General features: G+C 61.5%; 20 protein-coding genes. 14 read left to right on the forward strand and 6 right to left on the reverse strand.

Annotated elements, in window-relative coordinates; translation table 11 throughout:
* The first annotated feature begins 134 nt into the window (after positions 1-134).
* Complete coding sequence (locus HUG10_RS15725; RefSeq protein WP_179170476.1) at positions 135-488, forward strand: ArsR/SmtB family transcription factor; 354 nt, start codon at positions 135-137, stop codon at positions 486-488.
* Positions 485-748 carry a DUF7521 family protein gene (locus tag HUG10_RS15730; protein WP_179170477.1) on the forward strand — a complete coding sequence of 88 codons (264 nt, stop codon included), beginning with the start codon at positions 485-487 and terminating at the stop codon, positions 746-748. Before HUG10_RS15725 ends, HUG10_RS15730 begins: the two co-directional genes overlap by 4 nt.
* Before the next feature lie 556 nt (positions 749-1,304).
* On the opposite strand, the gene HUG10_RS15735 is transcribed toward HUG10_RS15730, so the two are convergent.
* From HUG10_RS15735 to HUG10_RS15745, 3 genes are all read right to left on the reverse strand, one after another.
* Positions 1,305-1,949: an HK97 gp10 family phage protein gene (locus HUG10_RS15735; protein WP_179170478.1), complete on the reverse strand. Its 645-nt coding sequence runs from the start codon at positions 1,947-1,949 to the stop codon at positions 1,305-1,307.
* A 588-nt stretch (positions 1,950-2,537) separates the two neighbouring features.
* Positions 2,538-2,852, reverse strand: coding sequence for a hypothetical protein (locus tag HUG10_RS15740; protein WP_179170479.1), 315 nt, complete (start codon positions 2,850-2,852; stop codon positions 2,538-2,540).
* A 315-nt stretch (positions 2,853-3,167) separates the two neighbouring features.
* Complete coding sequence (locus HUG10_RS15745) at positions 3,168-3,923, reverse strand: IclR family transcriptional regulator (RefSeq protein ID WP_179170480.1); 756 nt, start codon at positions 3,921-3,923, stop codon at positions 3,168-3,170.
* 233 nt (positions 3,924-4,156) lie between these two features.
* On the opposite strand from HUG10_RS15745, the gene dgoD reads away from it, so the two are divergent.
* Positions 4,157-5,311: a galactonate dehydratase gene (gene dgoD / locus HUG10_RS15750; RefSeq protein WP_179170481.1), complete on the forward strand. Its 1,155-nt coding sequence runs from the start codon at positions 4,157-4,159 to the stop codon at positions 5,309-5,311.
* A gap of 59 nt (positions 5,312-5,370) precedes the next feature.
* Here dgoD and HUG10_RS15755 read toward each other — a convergent pair whose 3' ends face one another.
* Entirely contained in the window at positions 5,371-8,499 is a 3,129-nt protein-coding gene (locus HUG10_RS15755; protein ID WP_179170482.1) for a glycoside hydrolase family 2 TIM barrel-domain containing protein, read from the reverse strand.
* Between the two features lie 406 nt (positions 8,500-8,905).
* Between HUG10_RS15755 and HUG10_RS15760 the strand changes: the two genes are divergently transcribed.
* The 5 genes from HUG10_RS15760 (at position 8,906) to HUG10_RS15780 (ending at position 15,512) form a co-directional block, all read left to right on the forward strand.
* Positions 8,906-10,099, forward strand: a complete 1,194-nt coding sequence (locus HUG10_RS15760; RefSeq protein ID WP_179170483.1) for an extracellular solute-binding protein — start codon at positions 8,906-8,908, stop codon at positions 10,097-10,099.
* Positions 10,100-10,468: 369 nt separating this feature from the next.
* Positions 10,469-11,389 (forward strand): carbohydrate ABC transporter permease, encoded by a 921-nt coding sequence (locus HUG10_RS15765; RefSeq protein ID WP_246310162.1) that lies wholly within the window; start codon positions 10,469-10,471, stop codon positions 11,387-11,389.
* Positions 11,389-12,225 carry a carbohydrate ABC transporter permease gene (locus HUG10_RS15770; protein WP_179170485.1) on the forward strand — a complete coding sequence of 279 codons (837 nt, stop codon included), beginning with the start codon at positions 11,389-11,391 and terminating at the stop codon, positions 12,223-12,225. Before HUG10_RS15765 ends, HUG10_RS15770 begins: the two co-directional genes overlap by 1 nt.
* An 11-nt stretch (positions 12,226-12,236) precedes the next feature.
* Entirely contained in the window at positions 12,237-13,367 is a 1,131-nt protein-coding gene (locus tag HUG10_RS15775) for an ABC transporter ATP-binding protein (RefSeq protein WP_179170486.1), read from the forward strand.
* Positions 13,368-13,472: 105 nt separating this feature from the next.
* On the forward strand, positions 13,473-15,512 hold the full coding sequence (locus tag HUG10_RS15780; RefSeq protein WP_179170487.1) for a beta-galactosidase: 2,040 nt from the start codon (positions 13,473-13,475) through the stop codon (positions 15,510-15,512).
* Positions 15,513-15,993: 481 nt separating this feature from the next.
* Here the strand turns inward: HUG10_RS15780 and HUG10_RS22285 are convergent, their stop codons facing one another.
* Positions 15,994-16,077 carry a hypothetical protein gene (locus HUG10_RS22285; protein ID WP_449272361.1) on the reverse strand — a complete coding sequence of 28 codons (84 nt, stop codon included), beginning with the start codon at positions 16,075-16,077 and terminating at the stop codon, positions 15,994-15,996.
* Between HUG10_RS22285 and HUG10_RS15785 the strand changes: the two genes are divergently transcribed.
* Positions 16,045-16,641 carry a hypothetical protein gene (locus tag HUG10_RS15785; RefSeq protein WP_179170488.1) on the forward strand — a complete coding sequence of 199 codons (597 nt, stop codon included), beginning with the start codon at positions 16,045-16,047 and terminating at the stop codon, positions 16,639-16,641. The two genes, HUG10_RS22285 and HUG10_RS15785, sit on opposite strands and share 33 nt — an antisense overlap.
* Positions 16,642-17,382: 741 nt before the next feature.
* Here HUG10_RS15785 and HUG10_RS15790 read toward each other — a convergent pair.
* Positions 17,383-20,916 carry an ATP-binding protein gene (locus HUG10_RS15790; RefSeq protein WP_179170489.1) on the reverse strand — a complete coding sequence of 1,178 codons (3,534 nt, stop codon included), beginning with the start codon at positions 20,914-20,916 and terminating at the stop codon, positions 17,383-17,385.
* Positions 20,917-21,764: 848 nt separating this feature from the next.
* Here HUG10_RS15790 and HUG10_RS15795 point away from each other — a divergent pair.
* From HUG10_RS15795 to HUG10_RS15815, 5 genes are all read left to right on the forward strand, one after another.
* Complete coding sequence (locus HUG10_RS15795; protein WP_179170490.1) at positions 21,765-22,124, forward strand: MarR family transcriptional regulator; 360 nt, start codon at positions 21,765-21,767, stop codon at positions 22,122-22,124.
* A 208-nt stretch (positions 22,125-22,332) separates the two neighbouring features.
* On the forward strand, positions 22,333-22,608 hold the full coding sequence (locus HUG10_RS15800) for a hypothetical protein (RefSeq protein ID WP_179170491.1): 276 nt from the start codon (positions 22,333-22,335) through the stop codon (positions 22,606-22,608).
* Positions 22,605-23,042 carry a type II toxin-antitoxin system VapC family toxin gene (locus HUG10_RS15805; RefSeq protein WP_179170492.1) on the forward strand — a complete coding sequence of 146 codons (438 nt, stop codon included), beginning with the start codon at positions 22,605-22,607 and terminating at the stop codon, positions 23,040-23,042. Before HUG10_RS15800 ends, HUG10_RS15805 begins: the two co-directional genes overlap by 4 nt.
* 874 nt (positions 23,043-23,916) lie before the next feature.
* Entirely contained in the window at positions 23,917-25,092 is a 1,176-nt protein-coding gene (locus HUG10_RS15810) for an outer membrane protein assembly factor BamB family protein (RefSeq protein ID WP_246310163.1), read from the forward strand.
* On the forward strand, positions 25,085-26,374 hold the full coding sequence (locus tag HUG10_RS15815) for an outer membrane protein assembly factor BamB family protein (protein WP_179170493.1): 1,290 nt from the start codon (positions 25,085-25,087) through the stop codon (positions 26,372-26,374). Before HUG10_RS15810 ends, HUG10_RS15815 begins: the two co-directional genes overlap by 8 nt.
* The last annotated feature ends 48 nt before the right edge of the window (positions 26,375-26,422 follow it).

Here is a 26,422-nt window from a genome sequence, read left to right on the forward strand (position 1 = left end):
GTGTCGCCGGACTGTGGATTCCGGTTCAGTCGCATACGAGTCCCTGAACGAAGCCGGGACCGTAAACGGAGAGGCGCGTTCGCAGCGCCAGCGAACGCTGTCAAGATTTAAATCCGATCGCCGCTGGTCTACGCATGAGTGTGGAGGTGGACCCGGCGGAGGTGCTCGGCCTGCTCTACGACGAGTACGCACGGTCCATCCTCATGCGGACGAGTAGCAAACCGATGTCAGCCGACCAACTCGCGGACGCCTGCGACGCATCGATTTCGACGGTCTACCGACGGGTGGACGAACTGGAGGAACTCGGATTGATTCACGGCGAAGAACAGTACGACCCGAACGGCGATCACTATCGGACGTTCGAGGCGGTGGTCGACCACGTCGGCATCGATATCGAGGACGGAGACCTCTCGGTCACGATGTCTCGATCGGAGAACAGGGCCGACAGATTCACTCGGGCATGGGAGAACCTCCGGGAGGACGAATGAGCCTCCCGCTCGTCCTCGGAAACGTCCTGATACTCGGACTCGGACTTCTCATCGCCTACCAGGCGTTCCGGGGGTACCGGCGGAACGGGAGTCGGATGATGTTCTCGATCGGCGTTGGCTTCGTCCTGCTGAGTGTCGGCGGTGTCACCGGCTGTTCGACGTTCGAACTGCTCGGCCTCTCCTTCCCGGGGATGGAGTTCCTGAAGACGTGTCTCATTGGAACGGGGATGTCCGTCATCTCGATCGCCCTCTACCGGTAAGTCGGGCACCGCTTGGTGGTCGACCGGCTGGTGCAGCGGTACGGAGCGGAAGACCGGGGTCACTGGGTGGGGACAACCAATCCGTAGTCACCCGGGTGAGGAAAGGGGGGCACGGCGGTCGAATGCGGGTAGTAGTAAACGAGACTATCACCCGCTACCGAAAACAAGGACCGGATACGTACTCCTCCCTCGGTTGACAACGGCTGAATCCGAGACGGTACCGCCGTGAATCCCTCGATCCCTGAAGCTCGAAAATCTGCGACCGTCAGCGACACGACCACGGCGGAGCCTTCGTGTCCGATGACGGTGATCGGGATCCCGCGGAAGGGGACTGTTCCTCCTGGAAGCGTGATCGTGAGACGAGAGGTGTAGGAGCGACGGAGAAACACCTACTCGGGTTCCTCAACCGCGGAGTATACTCGTTCCCGTGGAATCCGGACGGACTAGGGCAACGTATGGCGGCCTTCGATATCTGACCTCACGATAGCAGTGGCGCTATTGGCGGTCGGTTCTCTCGTACCAAATCATTTCCATCGTCGAACGGCCGTCGGGACACTCAGATCCGCTGTACCGTCGGGAGCGTCACGTTCCACTCCGTCACGGTGCCCTGCTGGTCGGTGGAGTACTGCCGGGTGTCGCTGCCCGACGGCGCGATCACTCCCGCGCGGGTCTGCGAGTCCGTCTCCCCTCCCTCGAACTGCCAGGTGACGGCGGCCTCGACGTACACCGCGTAGTCGTTGGTGTTGGTCAACTCCACCACCACTCGCGTGTCGTCGCCGGACTGGGAGGTCCCCTCCACCTCGATACCGTCACGCGCCCCCGGGGTCGATGTCGGGCTCGTCCCCGTTCCCGTCCCCGTCGAGCCCGGCGTCTCGGTCGCTGTACCCCGCGGCGTCTCCGTCCGCGTGGCACCTCGCGTTTCGGTGCTCGTGGTATCCGTCGTGGCAGTCCCCGACTCGGTGGACGTGCCGGGCGGGGACTCGGTGTCGGTGGCCGTCGACGTCTCGGTTCCGGTGGGCGAGCGTTGCGGTGACTCGGTCGTCGTCGGGGTCGGCGTCCCGTTCGGCCCGTGGCCGTCGGAGTCGTTGGCAGGGCCTGCTTCGTCGCTGCCCCTGGGGCCGATGTCCAGGATGGCCGCCCCCGCCGCCGCGATCGCCCCACTGGCTCCGAGCGCGGTCAGGACGAAGTCTCGCCGGTTCATGCTCACACACTCGCGGGGACACGCACGTTATTACGCTCACAATAAACCGCCGGTCGGTAGCGTTCGAAACCCTGGGATGGTCATTACCGAGTGTACTCATCGAACGGAAACTCGATCGCGCTCCGTCGACCGAGCGGGGACGGAATCCGATGATTGGCTTTCCGAGGACGAGTCGCTCGGAACTCAGGGAACCGTCGTAACGACCGTCAGTTCGGCCGCTCCCTCGGGGTCGGTCACGGTCACGTCGAAGGCGACGGCGAATACCATCGTATCGCTCGACAGCCAGGAACTCCTCGTTCATGAGACATATCAAGCACTAGTTCGAAGGTGCCAGGGCGGATTGGACAATGATAGAAAAGCATATGGAAAATTATAGCAACGAAAAGCTATTAAGTGTTTGATGTTGATAAGTGGATGCCCGAGACGGTACCTCTCGTAGGCTAAAACCGTCTCCAATGACGATTCATGGTTCGCCTCATCCCCGCCGAGAGGTGAAACAACGAGGAGGTATCGGACTCGAAGTTCTTTCTCATGGCCAGGGAAAACGATGTCCCACCGAAGATCGTCTATTTTCGGACCAAAAGGAGCTCAGCCGGGAGAATGAGGGAATATTCTCCTGAACACAACGAGGCTGAATTCGTTCGTGGATACCCACTTATTCCCACGAAACTCCACTTCGGAGCGGGATTGAAGTCCGCTGGAGAACCTGTTTCCACTCGGGTTCCTCCAGGGGTCAAACCCCGTCTCATCTCTGAAGCAGACGATGAGGTCGAAGACTTTCTGACTTAAATATGATATACCTTGGTATTCGATGGATAGTTCCTCATAGTGGCCAATGATGTAATTCAATTGTCTACTATCCGCCCTTCGAACTGAAACTCCGATGGCTGCTACGGCAACCACCGAGTGAGATCGGGGATTATGGCAGTCTAACGGATCCCCGAGCACTCACCGGATCGGTATCTATGAAAAGGCACCTACGTGTACTCGATTGAGGACCACTACAGATCGAGTACACGTTAGAAGTACCTGAAAAACAGGTTCCGAGCCTATGTGATTTCAGATGGTAATTCGACAGCTGAACGAGCAAAATGTTCACGTCTCGTAAACACATTTTTGAGAATAGAGCGTACGTTGTCTCGTTTCCCAATTCGTTACAGTGTTACAGTTGTAATCCCTCTCGACTCATCAGCGTCTCGTTAGCAGTGAGTGAACGAATCAGGCCGAGAGCAGTTCGTTCTCGATGGCCTTGGCAGCACTGGTGACGAGTCCAGTGACGTCCTCCTCGAGGCGTTTACCGGACATGTGATGGACGTTCCCGGTGACACTCACTGCGCCAACCGGGGTACCGTCGCCCCTGACGACCGGCGACGCGACACACTGGTGCCCCTCGAGGAATTCCTCGCGATCGAACGCGATCCGCTGATCACGGACGGAGCGGAGTTCGTGTTCTAGCTCCTGTTCGTCGACGATCGTCTTGTCCGTGTACGCGTCGAGACCGGTACCGTCGAGGATGCGAGCACGTTCGTCGCCCGGAAGAAACGCGAGGATAGCCTTTCCACCGGCCGTCGCGTGCAACGGAGCGACATCACCCTCCGTGATCTCGTCGTGTTCCTCTTCAGTGCCGATCCGAAGTGCGTACACGCCGCGGTCGTTCTCGTGGACGATGAAGCTCGACGTATGTCCCGCTGTTGCGGCGAGATTACTGGTGACTTCGCGTATCGTTTCCAGTGGAAGCCGTCCGCGAGCGCGTCGGCCGAGACTGAGAAATCGATTACTGAGGTAGTAATCGTCACCCTCACGAACGAGGTATCCCAGCCGAGTGAGCGTCTGAACGTGCTTATAGACCCCGCTCTTCGAGAGTCCGACTTCCCGGGCAAGTTCGCTTATCCCGGCTCCCTGTTTTTGCTCCAGGAGCTCGATGATGTGGAAGCTGGTTTCCGTGGCTTTCACCGTGGCCGGGTCGGTGGTCATACGGTGCCCACGAGTCGCACTCACAAAACAATTTACGATGAGTAAACGCTCGTACTCGTGAAATTATCGTTCACGCCTGGCGAACGACGGGCGATTCGCCATCCGAATCACGGTGGCCACACGTTCACTCGCCTTGTACTGCCTCGATCTCCCGGAGGGGGTCGCGACCAGCCTGAACCACAGGAACAATTAACACACCCAGGTTCAAACACGGCGAACACGAGATCGCTCCAATGTCGTACATTACAGATTACGAACTATTCGAAGTACCACCTCGGTGGCTCATGCTCCGGATCGAGACCGCCGATGGAACCGTTGGTTGGGGAGAGCCAGTTGTCGAGGGTCGCGCGCACACTGTCCGGGCAGCCGTCGAGGAGCTCATGGACACGTACTTGCTCGGTGAGAACCCGACTCGGATCGAAGACCACTGGCAGACGATGTACCGCGGCGGATTCTACCGCGGTGGTCCGGTGCTCATGTCCGCCATCGCGGGCATCGATCAGGCGCTGTGGGACATCAAGGGAAAGCAACTGGGTGCCCCGGTCCACGAACTGCTCGGCGGTCCTGCGCGTGACCGTATCCGCGTCTACCAGTGGATCGGAGGGGACCGTCCCTCGGAGGTGGCCGAGGAGGCGGAGACGAAAGTCGAGGCGGGGTTCACCGCCCTGAAGATGAACGCCACCGCGGAGATCGAACGTGTCGACGACCCGGCGACAGTCGACGCAGCGGTCAATCGCCTGCACGAAGTTCGCGATGCGGTCGGCGACGAAATCGACGTCGGCGTCGACTTCCACGGGCGGGTCTCAAAGCCGATGGCAAAGCGTCTGGCCGAGGCATTAGAACCATACGAACCGATGTTCATCGAGGAACCAGTCCTCCCAGAACACAACGATGCCCTCCCTCAGATCGCCGAGCACACAACGATCCCTATCGCGACGGGCGAACGAATGTACTCCAGATGGGATTTCAAGGAGATACTCGAGGACGGTACCGTGGACGTCATCCAGCCCGATCTTTCCCACGCGGGCGGGATTACCGAGGTGAAGAAAATCGCAGCGATGGCCGAAGCGTATGACGTCGCACTTGCCCCCCACTGTCCCCTTGGCCCCATCGCACTCGCTTCGTGTGTTCAGGTGGACGCGTGTTCGCCCAACGCCCTCATTCAGGAGCAAAGCCTGAACATTCACTACAACGACACCGGTGATGTCCTTGACTACCTGGCTGATCCCTCCGTGTTCGAGTACGACAACGGGTACGTAACGATTCCCGACAACCCCGGTCTCGGCATCGAGATCAATGAGGACTACGTTCGAGACCAGTCAGAGAAGACGGTAAACTGGCACAACCCCGTGTGGCGCCACCCCGACGGTAGCGTCGCGGAGTGGTAGAATCGGTTCGTTATTTGAATTGTTCCGTCGCTAGGAGACTACTCCGTTCGCGGCCGGCGTCAGTCGGCGACGAACGGCCGGATCTCGACGACGAACTCGAACGTGTCCGGGTCGACGCGGTACTGCTCGAGCGTCGGCGGGCCACAGCTTCCAGTTCCAAGGCCACAGTGGACGTAATCGAGCGACACGGAAACCTCGTCACGGCGCGGAAGCTCGTGGGTGTGATCGGCGTCCTCCAGATCCTCGATCGTGTACTGGTGGGCGGTGACGTCGAGCAGTGAGTCTCCCGTTACGGACACTCCCACGCCCCGCTGGTCGGTGAACGTCGCCCATCGCACGTCCGTGCGCTTCCCGTTCTCCTGGGGCCGGACGTACGGCGTGTGCAGATCTGCAACCGAACAGTCGTATCGCCCGACGAGGGACGACTGCTTGCTGTCAACGTATGATTCCCCGGGGCCCCGTCCGTACCAGGTGACGTGGTCGAAGTCGGTGGGAAGCGTCAGGTCGAGCCCGACGCGGGGCAAGGAGGGAAGCTGTGACAGATCGCCCTCCGGTTCGAGTCGTGTCTCGATCTCGAGTGCGCCGGTGTCCCGAGCCGTGTACGTTTGTTCCGTCGTAAAGCCGTGGTCGAAGATCGGCGGGGCGAGCCGTCCTTCGACGGTGATCTCGACGGCTTCGTCGCCGCGAACCTCGTGCCGGACTTCGTCGGTCCGGAACCCGAGGCGATCGAGCCCGTGCTCCTGCCAGAGCTGTGCGAACCCGATGGTCCTGATGTCACCGTGTTCGATCAGCTCCTCCTGCTCGTAGATCTCCCGGAGGCGGGTGAGCAACGTCCAGGCGAGCGGAAGCCCCTCGTCGTTGTCAGTCGGGGCCCGCCAGAGGCCAACATGCGGTCCATCGGAGAGCACTTGTCGACCATGATACGCCAGCGAGTCGACGACGCCGTAGGTGTCGTCGAACACGAGTTCGAACTGCGCGTTCGAGATGACGATCCCCTCGTCGGTCGTCTCACAGGTGAGCGGGGACTCGTCCCCCACGGCTGGCGTCGCCGGTTTGCCCTCGACTGGCAGCGTGAACTGTCCAGTCGAGATGGTGTGACCCGCCGGAGCCCACTTGGTCCGACTCGCCAGTGAAACGTCGACGGTAAGCAGGTACTCCGCGTCGTCGCCGAAGTCCCCAGCCGTGACCGGAACGTTCACCGTCCCACGTTCGCCGGCGGCCACGTCGGGCAGGTCGACGGTGTCGCTCTCTACGACCTTTCCGTCGGCTTCGACACGCCAGGTAGCCCGAAGGTGGTCGAGCGACCGGAAGTCGTACCGGTTTTCGACGGTCAGTTCGCCGTGTTCGAGGGCAGCCGCAGCTAGCGTGACTGGCTCGATGACCTTCTTGTACTCGACCAGGCCGGGCGAGGGATCTCGATTCGGGAAGACGAGGCCGTTGATGTTGAAGTTCGCGTCGTTCGGCTCGTCGCCGAAATCACCACCGTAGGCGAACCACTCCTCCCCGTCTTCGGTGGTCTGACGGAGCCCCTGGTCGATCCAGTCCCAGACGAATCCCCCTTGCAGCCGGTCGTGCTCGTAGAAGAGGTCCCAGTACTCGGTGAGGCTCCCAGGACCGTTCCCCATCGCGTGTGCGTACTCACAGGGGATGACCGGGTGGTCGGGGTCGTCCTCGGCGGCCCACGCTTCGAGTTGCTCCAGCGGCGGGTACATCGGGCCGACGATATCGGTCACCTCCTGGTCGAAGTCCTCCTCGTAGTGGATCGGACGCGTCGGGTCCCGCTCGCGGGTCACGTCGGCCATCGTCTCGTGGTGGGCACCGAACCCCGATTCGTTGCCTAGCGACCAGATGACGACGCTCGGATGGTTCTTGTCCCGTTCGATCATTCGCACCATCCGATCGACGTAGGTGGCCTCCCAATCCGGATCGTCGCTGATGTGCACGGTGTCGTCGGCCAGTTCCATGCCGTGGCACTCGATGTCCGTCTCGTCAAGGACGTAGAGTCCGTATTCGTCGCACAGATCGTAGAAGCGCGTGTCGTTGGGGTAGTGGGCCGTCCGCACCGCGTTGATGTTGTGCCGCTTCATCATCTCGACGTCTTCCCGCATCGTCTCGATGGGCACGGCGCGGCCCCGGTCGGGGTGGAAGTCGTGGCGGTTCACGCCACGGATCGTCACGGCTTCCCCGTTGATGCGGAACTGGCCGTCCGTAATCCCGACCTGCCGGAAGCCGATCGTTTCCGGAACGACCTCGGTTACGCTTCCGTCCCCGTCCGCCAGCGCGACCAGAAGCGTGTAACAGGTCGGCGTTTCGGCCGACCAGAGGGCGGGGTCGTCGACAGTCGTCGAGAAGGTGACAGCCACAGTGCCCCCGGATTCGACGGTCGCGGTGTCGTTCGACTCTGCGACAACCGTTCCAGACTCGTCGAGGAGCGTCGTCTCGACGCCGGCAGTTTCCTCGCTCTCGCCCACGTTCGTCAGGTCGATCGTCGCCCGGAGACGTGCGTCGGCATACTCGTCGTCCAACTCCGTCCGGACATCGACGTCCGAGACGTGCGTCTTCGGGACGGCGTAGGCGTACACCTCCCGGAAGATGCCGCTGAGCCACCACATATCCTGGTCTTCGATGTAACTCCCGTTCGACCACTTGTAGACGCGGACGGCGATCGTGTTCTCTCCAGGTTCGACGTACTCGCTGACGTCGAACTCCGAGGGGAGTCGGGCTCCCTCGCTGTAGCCCACCCGCTCACCGTTCACCCAGACGTGGAACGCGGAATCGACGCCCTCGAAGTGAAGTCGCACCTGCCGGTCGTCCCAGTCCTCGTCGACGTGGAACGTCCGTCGGTACGACGCTGTGGGGTTCTCCGTCGGCACGTGAGGTGGATCTAGCGGAAACGGATAGACAACGTTCGTGTAGTGGGGCGCTCCGTACCCCTGTGTCTGCCAGTTCGACGGGACTTCGATCCCGTCCCAGTCGCTCGTATCGAACGTCCGTTCCTGGAACGCCTCGGGCGCGTGGCTCGGCGTCGCCGCCAGATCGAACTTCCACTCGCCGTTCAACGACGTCACCCAGGGGGAGTTCGTCCGGACACCGGTCCGGGCGGTCTCCGCGTCCGGATACGGCAATACGTCCACGTGTGGATCTAACCGATTACGCCCCACTGTCCGCGGGTCGAGCCAATCGTCCATGATATGCCGTGTGACTGCCCCTCCAGTGATTACTCTTTGGGTGGTGGAACGCCGTCGGAGTTGGCTCCACCGCGGTGGAGTCCGCTGCGAGCGGCGTACTGCACGTAGTAGACGGTCACGTGATGGCTGTGCGATAACTATCCTTATCCATACTTACAGAACCGAAACATTGATATAATGGCTTATCGAACGCGGCATTGGATAACCTATGTCACGGTCTTCAGATCCGGACGTGAGGCGTCGGCGCCTCCTACAGTCGCTCGGCGTTGCAGGTTCGGTCGGTTTGGCTGGTTGCAGTGTCGAAACCGGTGGCGAGAGTAACGGGAACGGAAACGGTAACGGGAACGGTAACGGGGGTGGGAATGGCGGAAACGGTGGCGGTACTGACGCCGGTTCCGGATCGAATATGGCGTCGGCGGCTACTGGCTGGGGGTGGAACATCGCAGCTCGATCCCTTCAGGACGCTGCCGAGACGTACAACCAGGAGCACGATGCCGAGGTCTCCGTCGAGGAACTCGGGGGCGACGCCTGGGAGCAGCGGTTCCAGACCGCGGTCACGAGCGGAGAGGGCGCGCCCGACTTCTCGGTCGTGCAGAACTACGACGTCACGAACTACGCCAGTATTGACGGTCTCACCGACCTGACGGCTCGGATCGACGAGGCAGGCATCCGCGAGGACATCGTCGAGGGGAAGTGGGTGACGGTCAACTACGACGGGTCAGATTACGCGATTCCGTGGGACATCGGGCCGACGGGCGTCTTCTATAAGCGGGATAAATACGAGGAGGCCGGGATCTCGGTTGACAGCATCGAGACGTGGGACGACTTCATCGAGGCCGGGAAACAGCTCCCCGACGACGTCGCGATGATCAATCTCCCGCCCCAGGATATGGCACAGATGTGGCGGATGCTGTTCCGCCAGCTCGGCGGGCAACCGTTCACCGAGGACGGCGCCGTGAACATCCACAGCCAGGAGAGCGTCAGCGTGGCGGAACTGATCAAGAAGATGAGCGACGCCGGAATCACGACGCGGATCGAGACGTGGTCCGGCGGCTGGTTCACCTCGTTTGCGGAGGGGTCACTCGCCTCCCTCGCGAGCGCAGCATGGATGGACGGGACGCTCCGTGCAGAGTTGCCCGACACCTCTGGGAACTGGGGCGTGTACAAGCTTCCGGCGTTCGAGAAAGGTGGTACACGTGCATCGAACCGTGGTGGATCGAACATGGCGATCCCCTCCCAGATCGAGGACGAGGGCGTCGTCAACCGCGCCTTCGATTACTGCCTGTGGGCGATGTCGACCCCGGAAGTCCAGAACAAGATGTTGCAGGACTACGGCCTCTTCCCGTCGCTCACCACGGCCTACGAGTCCGACGTGTACGACGAGAATCTCGACTTCTACGGCGGCCAACCCGTCTTCCGACTGTTCGCCGACGTCGCCACCGAGATCGAACCGTACCGGTACACCACGGACACCCCTGAGGTCCAGGACGCGATCGAGACCGAACTCGGTCGGATGCTCGACGGCAAGAAGTCGCCACAGAAAGCGGTGGAGTCCGCGGCCCAGACCGTCGCTGACCGGACCGATCGCGAGTTAGCATAACCGTTCGAGCGACGATTCCAACACGATCTAACGGGAGCTCACACGATTCCACACTGTATGAAGGAAGCACTCACCATGACCGGTCTTCGGCTCCAAACACCACGGATGGCATATCGGGCGATCGGTGGGGAAGGACGAATCGCCTCTAGAGGGACTGCCTGTACATGGGACGGGTGGGTGGCCAGCGATCCCGGCCTCCCTCGGACGGGATCTCCCACGCAGCAGTGGCCCAGTGGAACACCTCGTATGGGGCGAGCGTAACCTCCCAACATGGTCATCAACGCCATCCAAACCAGGGTTCGGTCCTCCGGAGCGTACCAGCAGGTGTCCGACAGGGTTCGATTCGCGCGTCAGGATCTCTCACGACTCGTGCCAAAGATACCAGGGCTCCCGTACGCCTACGTCTCCCCGTTCTTCATCCTCTTCGGGATCTTCCTGTTGTTCCCGACGGTCTACACGCTCTACCTCTCGTTCTTCAACTACCTCGGCGTCTCGAACGAGATTCTACTCACGGCCCGAATGGGGCCCCTCCGGCTAACGATTCCACGCATCGCGAATCTGGAGTTCGTCGGGTTGTCCCACTACGAACGGCTCATCTTCCGCGACTCGTTGTTCCACCGGTCGCTGTTCAATACGTCGTTCATCTTCTTCGTCCAGGTCCCGTTGATGGTCACCCTGGGGCTCGCGACCGCACTCGTGCTCGACGCGAAGTTCATCAGGGCGAAGGGGCTGTTCCGAACGTTGATCGCACTGCCAGTGGCGACGGGTCTCGTCGCGTACTCGACGATATTCCTGCTTCTGTTCAACGGCAGGGTTGGCCTGGTCAACTTCGTGCTCGAGAGCATCGGCCTGTCGGCGATTCCGTGGCTCGGCGACGGGGTCTGGGCCCGAATCACGCTGGTGATCGCCGTCACTTGGCGGTGGCTCGGCTACAACATGATCATTCTCCTGGCGGGGCTACAGACGGTTCCACAGCAGTTGTACGAAGCTGCGGAGATCGACGGTGCCTCGCGGTGGCAGAAGTTCCGATTCGTCACGCTCCCGCAGATCAGACCGGTGTTGCTGTTCGTCGTGGTCTCCTCGACGATCGGCACGTTCCAGATCTTTGCGGAGCCGTACGTCATCACCGGGGGCGGCCCGTCGAACGCGACAATCACGGTGGTCCAGTACATCTACAATCAGGCGTTCCTCCAGCTGAACCTGGGGTACGCCAGCGCAGTCTCGGTCATCCTCGTCGTCATCGTCAGCGCGATGGCCATCGTCCAGATCCAGTATGGGGGTGAGACGTGATGCAGTCGGAGACGCAAAAGGAAGCGCTCTGGAAGTTCGGGAGCTACATCTTCCTGTTGACGATTACGGTGCTCGTGCTGATCCCGCTGTACTGGATGATCGTCGCGGCGACGATCCCCCAGTCCGAGTTCTTCTCGTGGCCGCCCCGCCTGATCCCGGGGTTCCAGTGGCTCGAGAACTTCCGGGCGCTCCAGGAGAACGTCGATTTCATCAGAAGCATAGGCAACAGCATCATCATCGCCGTCTCGTACACGGCACTGTCGCTCGTCCTGTGCTCGATGGCCGGCTTCGCCTTCGCGAAGTACGAGTTCCGGTTCAAGGAGCCGCTGTTCTACTTCATCCTGGCGACGCTCGTCCTCCCCATCCAACTGTTGATCATCCCGCTGTTCCTGTTGATGGTCCAACTCGGGTGGACGAACTCGTATCTGGCAGTGATCCTGCCGTGGGCGGCGAACCCGCTCGGGATCTTCCTGATGCGCCAGAACATGCAGGCGATCCCCGATTCGCTCCTCGAATCGGCGCGGATGGACGGCGCGACCGAGTTCCAACTGTACTACAAGATCGCGTTACCGACGATGCTTCCATCGCTGGCGGCGCTCTCGATCATCCTGTTCCTCAACCAGTGGCAGGCGTTCCTCTACCCGCTGGTCGTGCTGCAGGATCCGAAGATGTACACGATCCCCCTCGCGCTCGCCGAGCTCGTCGGGCAACAGCGCGTGTACTTCGATCAGATCATGGTCGCGACGTCGCTCGCGGTGATCCCGATCTTCGTCGTGTTCCTGACCCTCCAGCAGTACTTCATCAAGGGGATCCTTTCGGGGTCGGTCAAACAGTGAGGTAATTCAACATGGCAACAATCGACATCAAGAATCTTCGCAAGGTGTTCGGAGATGCGGGTGAACAGATCGTCGCGGTCGACGACTTCGACCTGACCATCGAGGACGGAGAGTTCCTGGTCTTCGTCGGTCCGTCCGGCTGTGGGAAGACGACGACACTGCGTTGCGTCGCCGGCCTTGAGGACGTGACCGAGGGGAGTATCGAGTTCGACGGAACGGACGTTACGGACCAGCGTGCTCGAGAACGCGATGTCGCGATGGTGTTCCAGAACTACGCGCTGTACCCACACATGACTGTGAGAAAGAACATCGGGTTCCCCCTTCGGCTCTCGACGAAGCAGTCCACCGCGGAGATCGACGCTAAGGTCGACGAGGTCACGGAGATGCTCGGCATCCAGCAGCTCCTCGACCAAAAGCCGAAGGAACTCTCCGGTGGCCAGCAACAGCGCGTTGCCCTCGGCCGCGCGATCATCCGCGATCCCGAGCTCTTTCTGATGGACGAACCGCTGTCGAACCTCGACGCGAAACTCCGGTCGACGATGCGGACCGAACTGCAGGAACTCCAGCAGGATCTCGGTGTCACGACGGCGTACGTGACCCACGACCAGACGGAGGCGATGGCGATGGGTGACCGCATCGCCATCCTCAACGAGGGGAAACTCCAGCAGGTCGGAACCGCCGAGGAGGTGTACCGGTCCCCGACCAACGAGTTCGTCGCCGGCTTCATCGGGAGCCCGAGCATCAACCTCTTCACCGCGGATGTCGACGGCGATACGCTCACCGGCCCGGGCGGGTTCACATTCACGCTGGAGGATACAGCACTGCTCTCCGACAAGGACCGAGTCCGCGTCGGCGTCCGACCCGAGGACCTGCGGCTCTCGTCCGGAGGGAGCATGCCGAGCGTCGTGACAGTCGTCGAGCAGATGGGGAACGAGAACTTCCTCTACGCGGAGATGGGGGGCGTCGATCTGACTGCTCGGATCGAGAGCGGAATCAAGCCCGAGGAGGGCACTCGGGTTGCGTTCGCGTTCGACGAAGAGGATCTTTACCTCTTTGACAGTCAGACGGGCGAGGCCATCAAGACGAAGACGAGCGAAACCGACGTGGACTACGACCAGTACGTCCACACGGAGGGCGCCTGACCGGACGGGCGTCTCCCGCGCCACACCGTCTCTCGACGACCGCTGCGGGCGTTGCCGGCGGGCGAACTACTATCCGTTCATCGCGTTTCAGGGAGCGTACCACACATGAACGTCGGGGTCTGTTACTTTCCGGAACACTGGCCAGCCGAGCGGATGAAAGCCGACATCGAACGGATGGCCGAGACGGGACTGGAGTACGTTCGGATGGGGGAGTTTGCCTGGTCGCGCCTCGAGCCAGAACCCGGCACGTTCGACTTCGAGTGGCTCGAACGAGCGGTCTCGCTGATCGGGGACCATGGGATGCAAGCGGTCCTCTGTACGCCGACCGCGAGCCCGCCGAAGTGGCTCGTCGACGAGCATCCCGGAATCTTGCAGGAGGAGGCTGACGGCACGACCCGTCACTACGGGGGGCGTCGCCACTACTGTTTCAACTCCGAAACATACCGGTGCGAGAGCGAGAGGATCACGGAGAAGTTGGCCGAACGGTTCTCGGATACCCGGGCCGTTGCCGGCTGGCAGACGGACAACGAGTACGGGTGCCACGGCACCCTCCGGTGTTACTGCGATGATTGCGCGGCCGCCTTCAGGGATTGGCTGCGTGCCAGGTACGGTGACGTCGAGGCGCTCAACCGAAAGTGGGGGAACGCCTTCTGGAGTCAGGATCTCAACTCGTTTGCCCAGGTGGATCCCCCGCAACACACGGCTGCTGGTCACCACCCCGCTCGACTCCTCGATTACTACCGGTTCTCCAGTGACGCAGCCGTCGAGTACAACCGGATGCAGGTGGAGGTGCTCCGGGCAGCCAACGACGACTGGTTCGTCACGCATAACTTCATGTCGCAGTTCGGCGCCCTCGACGCCTACGACGTGGCCGAAGATCTCGACTTCGCGTCGTGGGACTCGTATCCCACGGGCCACGTGCAGACGCAACGCGAGTCGGTCTCGAGCGAGCAACTGCGCGTCGGCGACCCCGACCAGGTCGGACTCGATCACGACCTCTATCGGAGTGTCACCGATTCGCCGTTCTGGGTGATGGAACAACAACCGGGCGATATCAACTGGCCCCCGTATTCGCCGCAACCCGCCGAGGGTGCCATGCGCCTCTGGGCACACACTGCGGTCGCTCACGGGGCCGACGTGGTCTCCTACTTCCGGTGGCGTCAGTGTCGGATGGGTCAAGAACAGTACCACAGCGGGTTGCTCGCCCAGGACGGCTCACCGGATGCCGGATACACCGACGCGGTCGAGGCAGCGTCGGACTTCGAGGACCTCATCGAAACGATCCGACCCGAGGAGGGCGCCAACCCGTCGATGGCAACACCCGACGCGAACGTCGCACTCCTCCACGACTACGAGAACCTCTGGGCGCTCGAGATCGAACCGAACACGCCCGACTTCGACTACTGGCGACACCTCGAGACGTACTACTCCGCCATCCGAGAGCGGTCCGTCGGCGTCGACGTCGTCCACCCCTCCTCGGACCTCTCGGCGTACGATGTGGTGATCGCACCGTCGCTGTATCTCGTCGACGATGGACTCGCCGACGGACTGGAAGCGTACGTCGAGGCCGGGGGTGAACTCCTCGTAACGATGCGGTCCGGCGTGAAGGACGTCCACAATAAGCTCCACGACTCACGGCAACCCGGTCCCCTGCGCGAACTCGTCGGTGCGGAGGTCGACCAGCACGAGAGCATCCCCGAGTTCATCGAGAGTAGCCTCTCGTACGGCGGCCAGCAGTTCGGCTGTCGCGTCTGGAACGAATGGGTATCGCCGATCGGTGCCGAGACGGACGTCGTGGGTCGGTACGAGGGAGAACTCGCCGACGGTACCCCGGCTATCGTCCAAACTCCCGTCGGCGAGGGATCCGTCACCTACGTCGGTACCTGGCCAGACGATGAACTCGCCGGCGCGCTCGTAGGTGACCTCCTCGAACGAGCGAACGTCCCCACGACCGAGCGACTGCCCAACCAGGTCCGAATCGTGCGGCGGGACGGATTGACGTGGATCGTCAACTTCAGCAGCGAGCCGCTCTCCGTGGACGCACCGGCCGAGGCTACGTGGATCGTCGGCGACTCGATCGTCGACGACTACGACATCGCCGTCACGGATGCGAGCCCCTCCACGCTCTCAGTAACCGATTCCTGACTGATTCCTACCGCGTTCAGTCTGCGGCTGGTGCGCGGTTGACGGTACGCGAGCGGTCTGAGCTCTCGCAAACTGAGCATGAAGTCGGCATTACGATAACTTATCAATATATTATTAATTGGGTCGTGGTTACTGCCATAGAGTGAAACTAAGGTGAGTTATCAATTTGGAATTTCTATCAGCTATCAATTAGCTGCTGACTGTATCTGGAGTTACGTTGAGGACGACACTTCAGCTCGAATCCAGCGTCGCTCAATCCACAGGGGAGCACGGCTCGAAACTCCCACCAAACTGCGAGTCGAGCTCTGAAGGGTCGGAACATACCGAAAGTCCGATCGTCCTTCGTTGTCGACAGGGTCTGCTAACGATCTCCGGTAGCTTCCGATCCCGAGACGAACAGATGATATAACTAAGTATAGTGAAAAACTGACTGTAATGTAGTATCTATTCGCAATCTATTGGTGATATTGAGATTGAATGTTCATCCTCGGTTTAGGGAGATCGTGTTAACGTCAAAGGCGACGGCGAACACGTGAACTTCGTCGACCCTGGTCTGCGTCACCACGCCGTCGTCGACGGCGCGGTCGCCGAACTGTCGGTTGGTCTTCTTACACCGTTTCGGCCAAAGCTCTCGACTGATTCCAACGGCGAAGAACGACACTACCTAGCAGTCGAGCGAGTAGATTTGACTCCGGTAGATGGACTCGATGTCCTCGTAGTAACTGTGAATGTATGCGTCGATTGCCCCCCGTTCCTCGATGTCGGCACTTTCGGGTGTGTCCCCCCGCATATACTTCACGAGTTCTCGGTTGAGATCGACTTCGACTCGCCAGTAGGTGGTGAATCTGTGTCGGCCATAGTGACTCGTGACTGCTCGGTGCTGCTCGCTCTCTGCGTACTCCGGATGAAAAGCCCCCTTCCAGATCTGATTGATCACCTTCTTCCGGAGTTGCTCGTTCCGAGTCTTCGAGGGGAAGAGCGTCGACGCGCCGGTGTCAGGGCGAATCAAGAGGTAGTCGGTGAGGGCCCGTTGGGTTTCCTTATCGAGTGGAAGGAGTCGTGTACGTCGCGACTTGTTTCCTTCGCGGTTGTGAGGAATCACCATCGCCTTCTCCCGGTCGCTGAGTAAGTCGTGAGTGCCAAGTCTGGAATTATTCTGATTCAAGTCCTGATTCGGGAGTGCTACCTCCTCAAGTCCGCCCTGTCTTACGATTATCCAGTCTCACGCGACGTATGGCCCCGATATCGCGTATAAACCTCAGGGCCAATGCGTGACGAATGGCACGTCGTAACCATGATGCATAATCAAAACCACCACACGAGAACCGGTTATGAGTCTTCTCGGGGATCTTCAACGGCTGGAGAGCGGTTCATAATCGGGGGTATTCTCCGCAAGAAGCCCTCACACGCCATATGGAACACGGAACTAGGAAGAAACTCCGACCGCACGATGAATAGCCCAATCACCCGAATACTGCACTGCAGAACTGTCTGGACGCCGTTTACGGATACTCCTCGATCGTCTCTCCGAGAACCATACTGCCCCCAATTCTCCATAATCGGTTCCCGTCTTGCGATTCCGGACCGAGTATACTCACACCGAACAGAATCTTGGTGGAGCGGAATACCACCAGACGGAAGCAAGACCACCTGACGTCACGTCCTGCCCTCGCAGCTGCAACTGCCCACCATCCCTGGAACTCCCCCTAGTCGAAGCGCCAACCTCGAAGTGGGCGTTCTTGCGGAGGAGAGACCCGATTATGACTCCCTCGAAACCGATGCAGGCTCCATGAGCCGCTGTCTCCTCGCTGCTCCGCCCGCCGCACCGATTATGAGATGGACTTGCACAGCGGTTCGATGGCGACTCGCGTTATGGCACAGTTCCGTCATCGAGTCGGTCGCGCAACCACTCGGCTGGATAGATCGCCGTCAGTCCTGGCGTGTCGATCCGGAACTGCTGGGGTGGCGTCGACTTGGCATACGTTTTCTCGACTCGGGGGTCGCCCTCGGGCGGGTCGTTCAACGCTTGGAGGACATCGTGCCCCTCGGACTGAGTCATGACCACCCAGATTGCCTCATCGACATCACAGTCTGCAATCTTGTCGAAGTCCTCTGGGACTGCACGGTTGATATCGTGATTGACGCGTTCGGCTTCGACGGCGGCGACGATGGTCCCCTCCCGATCGACGCCCGCGATATCGAGTCGGCGGTTCTCGTCGAGGTCGTAGTATGGGACGACCTCCACAATGGGAGAATCAGGATCGTCGACGAACGCTCCTTCGAGATACTGGCGTCCGATCTCGACGGCGAAGACGTGCTGGCTCGACTCCTCGAGGTCGCCCGCGCCATGGCCGTAATCTACACCCTGGCGATAGCTCTCGCCGATCACTGTGCGGCCGTCAGGCGTCACCGTGTAGAGCCGATGCGGGTGGTCAGTGTCGTGGCGGAGGAGGTCCGCCTCGAGCAGGTCCTGAACGGCATCCGAGTCGATGCCCACGTACTCCTGGAGGCGGATCATCGAGTCGTGGAGGAGATCATATTCAAGCGAGTTGTACCGCAGTTGCTGGCCGTTGTACACCGCCTGGAGGAACATGAGCTGGCGATCAGACCACTCCGTGGCGGCCCGCTCGTCCGGTGCGAGTTTGAGATTGAGCTCACAGATCGGAACGTCGTCCCGGTCGACATCGTCCAGTGACGAACAGCACGAGATCGCGCGTTTCATCCCTTCGATCGAGGGGTCGTAGCGGTTGTCACACTCGGTACAGCGGAGCGCGTGTGTCTCCCCCTCGTATTCCACCGTCGGCGGAAGGCGATTCGTATGCGGGAGTGCCGAGTCGGTGCGAAGTCGGGGTTCGTCTGCTTCGACGTCCGCGTCGGTGTCCTGTTCGGCCGGATTGGGTTCGCCGAGCGTCAGCCCCGACTCCGTCAGCGTCCGTTCGCGAACGCGCTCGATCGCGTCCGCAAACCCCTCCGCTTCCGCTGGACTGAGTGGTTGGGGCCCCTCGACATCGCCCGGTGGTGGCGGAAGCGACTCAACAGTGAACGGACGGGGCTCGTCCTCCCCGAACGTGGCAGGCAGGGTGACGAGCCACTGGCCGCGGCGGAGTGCGCGGAGGCGGTTGCCCACCGCCTGTGGATCCATTACATCAGTGGCGAGGCGCTGGGCGAGTTGACGGTCGATGGGGACGTTGCCCGTCACGAACGTGGAGATGTTATTCAGCACTTCGTCGTAGGCCGCAGGATCCGCCTCACGGAGCTGGGCGGGAAACTGCATGGCGAGCGTCATCGCGCAGTTGAACCCGCGTGACTGGGCCAGTAGCTCCTTCAGAAGGTCCGACACCGCGACACTCGCGGCTTCCTCGACGTAGACGTTCACCAGGGCATCGTCATCCCCTCGTCGGGTGCGCCGGCGGAGTGCCGTCCAGAGGTTCGAGAGGACGACGAGCGTGAAGACGCGCTGGGCGTCGCTGCGGAGTTCGCCTGTGTCGATGATGATGACTTGATTCCGGTTGAGGTGGTCTGCGAGGTCGAAGTGCGGGTCGTCGGCTTCGGGCACGTGATTGAAGATACGGGCGAGGCGCTGGTCGACGGGGATCTTCTCCATCCGGTTGGCGACACCCTGCATGATCTCGTCGAACGTCTGGGCGCGATTCGCGACGACGCCGCCGAGCATACGTTCGAGGTCGGCATCCGAGACGGGGGGAACGGACTGGCGTTCGTGCATGCGGCGGACGGCGCCGTGGAGTTCGCGGTGGGAGAAGGCATCCTGGCCGTTCACTGGGTCAAACAGGGCTTTGACCATGTACCGGATGACGTCCGGGGAGCGGACCGCCTGCTCGAAGCGCTCTCGACCCATGATCTGGGTGAGGATCTCGATGTAATGGTCGGTCGCGTCCTCGATCGCTGTTGTCCGGGGGATGCCGGCATCGAGTTCGTCGCGGATGTCGAAGAAGCCGAACGCGGGAAGCGTATTGGCACAGTCGAAGTACAGCACGTTCTCGAGGGTGCCGTACTCGGCGTAGTGAGCGCGGAGGTAGTCGGTCGCCATGCCGTCGCCCTTCGGGTCGATGAGGATATCTGCGCCATCTGTTGCTCGGTGGTTGGCGAGGATGGCGTTGATGAGGCTGGTGGACTTGCCGGAGCCGGTTTTGCCGAACCAGCCGACGTGGAGCGGTTGGAGCTGTGGTGGAAGTGTGAGCGGCACATTGTCGGGCGTGCCGTCCTGCGCGAGTGGGCGACCGAGCGGGAGGCCCTTGGATCGATAGTTGGCGAGGAGGTCGTGTGGTGGTCGCGGGAGGGCGGTCCGTTCCCCTGGTGTTGGTGCGAGGGCTCTCGTCCCGCTGGCCGTGAGGGCGCTACCGTCGAGCAGGCAGAACACCGGCGCTTCTGTGGCGTCGGCGATGATTGCTCTGCTGGTGTTGGCCGTCCAGGGGAGTTTCGCGATGAGGGTGTCGTACTGAGGTGGGTGAACCGTTCGGCTGATGAGATCCTCGAGGACCGTCCGGGCGTCATTGTCCGTATGGGTGTGGGCATCGATACTGTAGCAGGTGTGACTTGCCGTCTCGAACGCCGAGGTGAGCCCTGCAAGGGCTGCTGGTGATGGTTCGTCGGGGTGTGTGGCAGCGACGACGCGGGCGTTCACGACGAACGAGCGGCGGGCGTCTTTGTCATCGAGTTCGTCGAGCCGGCTGCGTGCTGCAGGATCGTTCTCATAGTCGTAGTCGGTGTTCGGGAGAAGGATGTCGACGAAGCGCGCGCCGGGCGTGTCGAGTCCCTCTTTGAGTTTGTAGCGACGATCCTCGGCCTGGCCGGTCCAGTCCGGATATGGCTGTAGGAGCGCCTGATACACGATTGGCGTCGTGGCGGTCGCGAGCGACTCGACGATGGCTGCGAGGGGGAGGCGAGTGTCCTCCGAGACAGTGAACGTCTCGAACGGGGTGAGTGCGGTTTGCCAGTCGTCGCGGCGGTCTGTCCGGCCGATGAACTCGACAGCGTGGCATTCGAGTGGTGGGGTGTCGGCAGGCTGTTCTTGGTCAAGGTCTGGCGTTGGGAGGATGTCGCTCGGGTGCCACTCGGTACGCTGGAGTTCGTACTCGTTCGGGACGAGCGCGCGACAGCACTGTTCGAGGGCGTCGATGGCAGTGTCATCGTCGACGCCGACGTAGTAGTGCAGCGGGGTGTCAGGGTCGCCGTCGGTGACGAGGAGCCACTCGATCGTCGGGGGTGTGTGTTGGTTGAAGAGCTGGCCGTACCAGGACTCGTTGGGTTCGCTCGTGGAGAGGGTGTGGAGACGTCTGAACTGTGATTCGACGGTCGTCGGATCGAGCGGTGTGTCGGTGGGCGTGAGTTCGATGTACTGGCGGGTGGGCGGGGTGTCTGTGTTAGGGTCGGCAGGCGATTGCATGTGTCGACTCCGCTGTTTGGTTCTGAACTATGAATCTCTCATAAATGCGCTAGATTGTGGAATTTACTGCAGTGGTTCGTCGTCGATTGCTGTGGAGAATTCCTCGAAAGCCCCCGTTGCGCTCGCCGCCTGCGACTCGCTGTGCTCCTCGCCTCGCGTTGCTCGCCTGCGGTGCTTGCGTCGTCTCGACTGGCGAGCGCAACGGCCCCTTTCAGTCCCACCCGATTCAGGTTGGTCGGGTGGTCGCGGCAGCTTTCGTCCGGTGTGCGCCGTGGGAGTTTATCGGCACCCTCAGGGGTGAGGTGCTTCGAATGCGCGATGCAGCGTCAGTTCCACGACGACTTGCCGAGTTCCTCCCGGACGCGTCGGGAGCGAATCAGTTCAGTGCTCAGGGACGCGGTGATCCTCTGGTTGGATTCCGGCCCCGCTGTCCGCACCGGTATTCAGATCGGTCGGTGGCCATGATCGAGGGCAATCTTCTGCGGTGCTGTGAGCGATGCGGGTGCGTCCTCATGCGGATTCCAATCCGCGAACCGCAGCTGTTGGTGTCCGGTGGTGAGCGATGACCGCCCATCGGTTCACCATTACGTTCACGCTGGATGGCGGTGGGCAGCGTCGGCTCGTGTTTCAGCCGTCTCCAGCGAGTGGCGGCTGGAACCGCATCGAACTTCGGCGGGATCGAGCGGACGACCCATGGGTCCAGGTCGGGATGGATTCAGTGAGTGACGTACAGCTGGAGGCGATGCCGGTGTCACTACCTGACGGGTTTGCCGGGCCGTGAAGCATGGGGGAGACCAGGAGGTGAAATACAGCAATACATCTAATACACTCTGAGACAAGTGATACACATGCCGATCGATATCGAGCAGTTCGAATCGAGTTCGGAGGACCGGCTCCAGGGGGGAGGTGAGACAAACGCGGAGCGCGTCATGCGCTTCCTGGCTGCCCATCCGGACAAGGCGTTCACACAGAGCGAGATCCGGGACGCGACGGGCGTGAAAACTGGAAGCATCAGTGTCGTCCTCTCCCGCCTCGAGGACCGTGAGCTAGTCAGACATAAGGGCACGTACTGGGCACTCGGCGACGACGAAGACGTAGCAGCCTACACCAGTCTGCTGGAGAGCACTCGGGCGGCGAACGACCGCTTCGGTGAGGAAGACATGGACGAATGGCTGGAGCACGCTGTCGACGAGGAGGAGAGTGAATGAGCTACATGCGAGGTGATGTCGTCTGGGAGACGGATCCGTTCACGTCGGATGCGAATCACCTCTGAATGGGCTGTTCCAGCTGATCTCGACTGAATGGCCGATGTGAGAGCACTGCAAGGGCGTTTGGATTGTGCGTGTCAGGGATGAATGACCACCATCCGTCATAGCTGGTAGAAACCGTTATCCAGTAGAAGACTCGACTATACGTATGGCGACGTCAGTCAAACTCGACGAGGCGACGAAATCGCGCCTCGAGCGACTGCAGGCAGAAATCCGGCTCGAAACGGGGAGGCGCGTCACCCAACAGGCCGTCCTCGAGCGGCTCGTCGACGAGGCGTACGCATCAAAGGAAGAGTTCATTGACTCGTTCCACGAGACGCGTGTCCCACTCGATGCGGATGCTCAGGAGGCGTTTCACGAGGGGACGGTTGCCTCCGGACGACAGACCGACGAGGAGGATATCGACGAACTGCTCTACGGATGAGCGTCTTCATCGACACGGGGGTGTTCTACGCGCATCACGACAAGGATGCCTCACGTCACGACGAGGCCCATGCCTTCTTCGAGGCGATGCTGGATGGGGAGTTCGGCCAGCCTTTCACGAACGATTACGTCTTCGACGAGGTCGTAACGCTTACTCAGCGGCGGACTAGGGACTTCGACGCAGCCCGCACGATCGCAGATCGCATCCGCGGGGTGGATCCCTTTCCCGACGTCGTCAGTCTGGAGTTCATCGACCAGCCGGTCTTCGAGTCCGCACTCGAGGTTTTCGAGACCTATGCGGATCACTCGTTGAGTTTCACCGATGCGGTTTCGGTATCACACTGTGAGCAGGCGTCCATCGACCAAATCGCGAGCTTCGACGATGATTTCGATGGCGTGTTTGAGCGCCTCGATCCGACTGCTGTCTCTGGATAGCGGCTCATCGCAGCATCGAACCCGGGCTCATGGACAATCGCCCTGGGTGAACATTCGATCGGTGAGGGTGTGGACCGGGTGAAGAGCTAGCTGTACGAGGAGTGAATCAGTCTCGTCGACGGAGTGGGTCTGGCCCTGATGCTGAGCGAGTCGAATACTCTGAAGAGATCTCAGGTGATGACGCACATATCAGTATTCGCGTCCAGGATGTGCCAGTAGCGAACCTTTCGACGATCTCCCTTGAGGAACGGGATGGGCAGCTCGAATTCGAGGATCGAATTTTCGTTAATGAGTCAGCGGAACCCGCGTCAGAAACTGAGGCGGGTACATGTCAGGGTTGGTCGTGCAGTATACACTCATCATGCCGGCCGAAATCACGAGTTCGAACGCGGATGAGGTCGATGGAAACGAAGCGACCTGGCGGCGGACTAGGTCGGATGCGATGACGAACACGAGCGTTCAGGCTCAGAGCGATCCCCCCTCTGTTGCGTCTGGTGATGGATTTGGAGTAGGTACCGCGTTTGTTGCAGTCCTCGTTTCCATCACACTGCTCATCAGGCGATCATAGCGGAGTTGGAGCCTTTCCTGAAGCCACGTCGTCTGGTCCATCTACGCTGATTTTGAACACGTTGTGTCTCGCGTGACCTCCCTTCGGAATCCTCGCTGTTCAGTGACTGCCCGCCCCGCTCGCCGCTGCCGCCCTCCGCGTCGCTCGCGACCATTCCGGGCGTGTGGGTGCTCTCGGCCCCGTCCGACAGAGGACTCGCGAAAGCAGCGGGTGAGGACAAGCAGCGGTATCCATCGTTTCGCCCGGCTCAGACCACTTGTCCACTGAAAACAAGACTGATATAATGGCTATTGTAACGTTCGGTACATGCCCTCCATGACACGCCGTGGTGCCCTCGGCGTCTTAGCCGGCGCCGTCGGCGGCACCGCCGGCTGTGCCGGTCTCCGTGGTGAGGGATCGCCCCCGATCCAGCGGTCGTGGTATACGGGAATTCGCGACCCCTCGTCCGTCGCCACGACCGGCGCCGGTCATCTCATTGCCGGCTCGCACAGTCCCTTCCGGGATCGACCGATCGTCGCCGGCCTGGATATCCGGACCGGTGAGACCACCTGGACGGTGACAGTCGCGAAAGGCGAAAAATCACCTATCGGCGTCGGTAACGGGCGGGCCTACGCCATCTCGAAGGCCGAAACGATGGTTGCCGTCGATGCGGCTATGGGTGACACCGTCTGGCAGCGCCCACTCGCGCCGATCGACGATGCCGATCCCGGGGTCGTCGAGTTTGCCCCGATTCCCCTCGATGACCGCATCGTGGTCCCGATCTCCGGCACCGAGGATGACGTGCCAGACCGGTTGGTCGGAGTCGCCCGTGCAGACGGTGAGACGCTTTTTACCCACCCCTTGCCCGCGTCGCTGTCGGGTGCTCCCGGCGCGACGTCCGGTGGTGTTGTTGCACCCCTGGTCGACGGCCGTGTGCTCTTCCTCGACCGGACCGAGGCGGTGGAATGGACTCGGGAAATCGGCGCTCCGCTGTCAGCGGTTGGAGCCGCTGATGGGACCGCATATCTCGGCGCCGCCACAGAGGAATTGCTGGCGCTAGACACCGCGACCGGAAGCGTCGCTTGGCGCGGCTCGCTGGCCAACACTGTGTTCGCACGACCGTTAGTGACCGAAGAGCGAGTGTACGTCGGCGGTGCTGACTACACCCTCCGAGCATTCGACGTAGCCTCGGGTCAGCAGGTATGGCGCGATGACCTCGGGAACGCCGTGACCCACGGGCCGATGCAGGTCGGCGACCGCCTGGTGACGCTGGTCGGCGGAACCCACCGCATCCGTGGCCCAAGCGGCAGTATCCCGTTCAGCCCAACCGAGCTCTACATCCACGAACAGGACGGCACGCGTGTCCGGGCAGTCCCGCTCGATGGCAGACCCTTCGAGGACGGCGGCAGTGTCGAATGGGCACAGGCGGCCGGCGAGACCGTCTATCTGGGACACACGTTCGGCCTGACACGGATCGCTCCGGAGGCGATCACCGATGCGTGAACCCGACTCGGCTGGCGATGCGCACGATTCGCCACGGTACGCGAGCGAGCGACAGGACAGCCGGAACTGGTCGCGCCGCCAGGCGCTCGCGTCGCTTGCATCGGCGGGGACGCTCGCGCTGGCCGGGTGCAGCCTGCAGTCGGTGACAGCCAGTGTGCAACCGCTCTGGAAGCGTGACTTCTCGGCCGCCGTGGCCGCAGGCCCACCAGCCGCGACTGACAAGCACGTCGTCGTCGGTGGGCAGGATAAGCGACTGCATGCGTTCACGGCGGACGGGGAGCGAGTCTTTACTGTCGAAACCGGTGGTCCAATCGAGGTACAACCAGCTGTCCCGGCATCGGGCGGACCGGTCCACGTCCACAGCACCGATGGAGACCTCTACACGGTCGGGTTATCGGGTACCGAGCTATGGCACGTGGAGGGGCAGTCCCGGAACAGATGGCTCGGTCGGCAGGGCTCGCTGCTGGTCGGAACCGATCCAGTCGGCGGTTCGGTCACCGGCTACGATGCGCGCGACGGCACACACCGCTTCCAGCGGTCAAGCCGAAGGTATCCGTACCCCACGCTCAGTGAGTCGGCCTGTATCGTTCCCGTTACGAACTCGGACGGGGACAGGGAGCTGGTTACGCTTGCTCCGACGACTGGTGAGATGCTGTGGGAGTCGCCAGCTCGCGACGTCTATCCCCACGTCGTGGCAACCGGTGACCGGATCGTGACGCTTCGCAATTCCACCGTACGGATGCGCCGGGCCCGCGATGGGCACGTCCTGTGGGAGGCCGCAGTGGCCGGCAAGGTGACCAGCCACTCTGGTCCGCCACTCTGGCTTGGCGAGCATGTCTACGTGCGGGCTGGCCGTGACGATCGCCCGGACGAGTTCGTCGCCATCAACCGCAATGATGGATCCATTCAGTGGCGTCGGAGCGTCGGGTACGAACTCGAGACAGTGACGGCGACTCCAGAGGGTGTGTTCGTTGCCAGCTCAGTCGATGACCCTGACGGTGGTATCCTGGTCCGGCTGGACGCCTTCGCCCTCGATGGCACCCGGCGATGGCAGACGACGACCGACATCGCGATCGGCGGGACAGTCGAGGCGTTGGGGCGTATCGATGAAGTCCTCGTTGTGGCCAGCGACCACGAACTCGCCGCCTACGATCCTGCCAGCGGGTCGCGTCGGTGGCAATACGATCCAGATTCCTACCGGATCGGCGTGGCAACGGCCGATGGTGCGTTGTACGTTTCCTACCGCGACACCGGTGGCCTGGCGCGACTCCCAACTAGTTGACACGGCGGTATCGGCTCTCGTCGTTTATTCAGAAGACGAGTCGTTCTC

This window comes from Halorarum halophilum, from assembly GCF_013401515.1.
GTDB classification, from domain to species: Archaea; Halobacteriota; Halobacteria; order Halobacteriales; family Haloferacaceae; genus Halorarum; species Halorarum halophilum.